The organism is Flavilitoribacter nigricans DSM 23189 = NBRC 102662, from assembly GCF_002646595.1.
GTDB classification, from domain to species: Bacteria; Bacteroidota; Bacteroidia; order Chitinophagales; family Saprospiraceae; genus Flavilitoribacter; species Flavilitoribacter nigricans.
The window spans coordinates 1-3591 of sequence record NZ_PDUD01000103.1; the positions used below are offsets into that span (position 1 = coordinate 1).

The 3591-nt window shown below is 34.5% G+C and carries 4 protein-coding genes; all 4 read left to right on the top strand.

What is annotated here, in order from left to right:
• Positions 1-197 precede the first annotated feature (197 nt).
• Entirely contained in the window at positions 198-758 is a 561-nt protein-coding gene (locus CRP01_RS41535; RefSeq protein ID WP_099156011.1) for a GNAT family N-acetyltransferase, read from the top strand.
• A 155-nt stretch (positions 759-913) separates the two neighbouring features.
• Positions 914-1324 carry a hypothetical protein gene (locus tag CRP01_RS41540; protein ID WP_099156012.1) on the top strand — a complete coding sequence of 137 codons (411 nt, stop codon included), beginning with the start codon at positions 914-916 and terminating at the stop codon, positions 1322-1324.
• Between the two features lie 32 nt (positions 1325-1356).
• The gene (locus CRP01_RS41545; protein WP_099156013.1) at positions 1357-2625 is read left to right on the top strand and encodes a DUF6985 domain-containing protein; all 1269 of its coding nucleotides are present in this window, start codon (positions 1357-1359) and stop codon (positions 2623-2625) included.
• A gap of 76 nt (positions 2626-2701) precedes the next feature.
• Complete coding sequence (locus CRP01_RS41550; protein ID WP_099156014.1) at positions 2702-3301, top strand: methyltransferase family protein; 600 nt, start codon at positions 2702-2704, stop codon at positions 3299-3301.
• The last annotated feature ends 290 nt before the right edge of the window (positions 3302-3591 follow it).

The following is a 3591-nucleotide window of genomic DNA, read 5'->3' on the forward strand; positions in this document are numbered from 1 at the left end:
GCTTGCTAATCGCACTCACTTACCTTGTGCGATAGGAGAACTTTCATCTCCCTAGAGTAGACTACTATCTCCGATTCGTTATCTTTGACAGTAGTGATGCCCATTCGGGGCACACACAAAGTATATGTGTTTATGTCGGGCAAAAGCCCGCCACGCCACATACACGAAACGTTGCCGTGCCATATAAAAAGAGCAAAATGGAAATTGAAATAAAACCACTAACCAGCGATTTAAAAGAAGATTACTTGTCTCTTTTTGATAACATGATTCATAAAGAAAATCCTGAATGGTCAAAATGTTATTGCAATGACTATCATTTCCTTGGAGATGTTGAAACATGCACACGTGAAATGAGTCGCTCATTGATAATTAAACGAATAGATGAAGAGGAACTACAGGGATATTTGGTTTTTGAAAATAGTAAACCAATTGGATGGTGCAATGCAAACGATCGCTCAAATTATCAAAGGTTATTGAGGGACTATGATTTGATTGACAATCCTCTTGATAAAGTTTGTTCAGTTGTTTGTTTTCTTATTCACCCTGACCATAGAAGAAAGGGGATTTCTCAAAAGGTTCTCGAAAAAATCATCGCTGATTATTCAAATACAGACTATGATTATATTGAATCGTATCCCAGAAAAGGAGAAGCGAATGCAAGTAATTTCAAAGGCCCAATGGAATTGTATAAAAAATATGATTTCAATAAACACAAGGAACATGATGAATATTATGTCATGAGAAAAAAACTAAAATAAATACAGTGTACAGCAATGGCTAAAAAACATAGGGGTTTTGTCCTAAGTCCGAAACTTGCGATTTCTGTCTTTGTTGCGTATCCTGCGGACAGGAACGCAGCCCGAAATCCCTACGTTTCTTAGCCTGACCGTTAGCGGGCATTAAAAAAAATTGGATGAGGATTATAACTATTCTTACTTTGGCCTTAACATTTTGTTCAGCTTGCGACCCTGGAGTAGTTAATAAGTACGTTATCAAAAACGCAACTCCATTTAATATTACAATTGAATCTAAATTAGAATATGGCAGCAGAAGTATCTCAGAAAAGGATTCGATTAAAGTATTGGAACTAAAGCCTGATTCGGAATCTCTCATTATGGAGTACGGCGAAATTGGAAATGCTCATGATAAAGGCGTTAAATTTCTTGAAGGACTTGATACGATCATTGTAAAAAGCGGAAATAAAAGGTTAGAGAAAGATATTTTTGATCAGCAAAATTGGAAATATAAAGTATTGAAACGTGGACTTCTTTCAATGGATGAAGTCGAATATACTTTTACTCTAAGTAGAGATGATTTAAAATAAAAACATGCTACAACACCTCGCTAGCCTCAATTATGAAAGAAAATAAAGAAACATATCAATTCGACGGAGACTGGGAATTTAATCTTCGCCTTCCTGAATTCTCCAAAATACATTCTGACTATTGGTTTAGAAACAGGAGAAGAAATGAATTATTGCAGATTCTTGAAAATGGATATGTTCCGTTCCAGATATTTGATGAAAGAACATATGAGCCCGAACCAACAGAACCACAAAAAAATTCAATACACTATTTGATTGAAAATGAAAATTCTTTGGTCGAATCAATATTCAGAATATTTAAAGACCAAATAAACAAGCAATATGTAGAATGGTGCGGGGAAGATGATTGGATACCAGAACTTAACACTTATGAAGACTTGGGCAAGCTTGCGAGAATAAATAGTATCCAGGTGTTGTCAAAAAATAAAAGTCATATCTCCTACATGAGAATAGATTTTGAATATAAAGGTGATGAAGAACATGGAATTGCAATTATCCTTCATAAAGACCAATTAATTGGTTTCTCAGGAATTGGAGATATGGGATATGAATGTATTTACAAAGACTTGGGGTTAGACGAAAAGAAAGTATTTGAAGAAATGCTCGAAAACAGGCACATTGGAGAAAATATTGTTCACAAACCATTGCAAAAATATGGAAAATTCAAGCCTTGGCAATTAAATTCAACAAGCGACTATTTTGGCAAATTATTGAGAGAAAGAAAGAACGAAAAAATAATAGAGGAAATAGAATCCAATCAATGGGATATAAATTTGAGATTTCCAGGATTGAATAAGAATCTCGTAGATAAAGCAGCATACTCGAACAATGTAGAAATTTTAGACTATTTGATTGTAAAAGGAGGAGATTTCTCTAATTCGATTCTCCAATGTATAAATTATGGTTTTTATCATCCAGAATCAATCAAGTTTCTTGTTCAAAAAGGTGCTTCAATAGATTCCTGTGGATATTGGGGTAAGACACCACTCTGCTATGCTTTGGAGAATTTTATCCGAGCAACAGTTAGAAAGGAAGATTATAGAGACAGAGATGAAAAGAGATACGAACAGGCGTTGAAAGAGTATGAAACCAATAAAGAGAAGATTATTTTCTATCTCGAATTAGGCGCAAACCCGAATAACTTAGATGAAGAGAAAAAAACCTATAAAGATATTGCAAACAGATCATGGGCTGAGCATATAATTAAAAAATACAAGATTCACGAACAAATTGAAGAATTAATTTTTCCTGAGCGAACCAAGAAAAATAAATGGAAATTTTGGAAAAGAAATGAAAACTGAGGCTAACAATGACTACTAGCAAAAACTTGCTACGCCGTTTAGCCGCTACCGTCGTGTCACATTCAATAATAACAAAATGGATATTCATCAATATTACATGATAATTTACCTAATGTCATACTTCGGGTTAATTATTGGGGTGAGATCAATTATATTGTTCAAGCAGACTCGCATTAATGCAAGCAAAGGGTTTGGAAAACAGAGTAAAACAAAAAGAGCTGAACGAATAATTCAGGCAGCTTTGTTCTTGATGATAATCATAGGATTGAATTATACTTTTTTTGAACCAAACTACAAATATTTTTTTCCAATCAAATTTCTCGAATTAGGATGGTTGAAAACAATTGGATTTACGATAGGAATCTGTGGTATATTAATAACCTTTATTGCACAACTTCAAATGAAAAATTCCTGGAGACTTGGAATTGATGAACAAGAAAAATTAGAACTGATTACTTCTGGTTTATTCTCTATTACCAGAAATCCAATTTATTTAAGTTTAGGAATATCCTTTATAGGATTCTTTCTGATTGCTCCGAATATAGGAAGTATAATATTTTTGATATTGATGTTTTATGGAATAGCTCAGAAAGTAAACGATGAGCAAGAATTTTTAGCAGGAAAATTTGGAGAAGAGTACGAAAAATATAGATCAAATGTCAATAAATGGATTTAAATGAAACTTGACATTACAAATCATAAAACCGCCGTGCGTTCGAATCCTGATGCGCGGCGCAGAGCGCCTGTCCGTTGTAGCACCACTCGGGCCGAAGAACAATGGCTTTAAAGGAAACGGAGATATAACATCTGAAATCCATTGGGGATCTTCTGAGTTCAACAATGCTACTGTGCTCTTCCCCTAATGCGCAACCACACTAAAGTAGAGATTCTGATTTTGTAATTCGAGTTCATCCGGGGTTTTATAGCCAATCGAGCTATGTGGCCGGATGGTGTTATAAATGACAC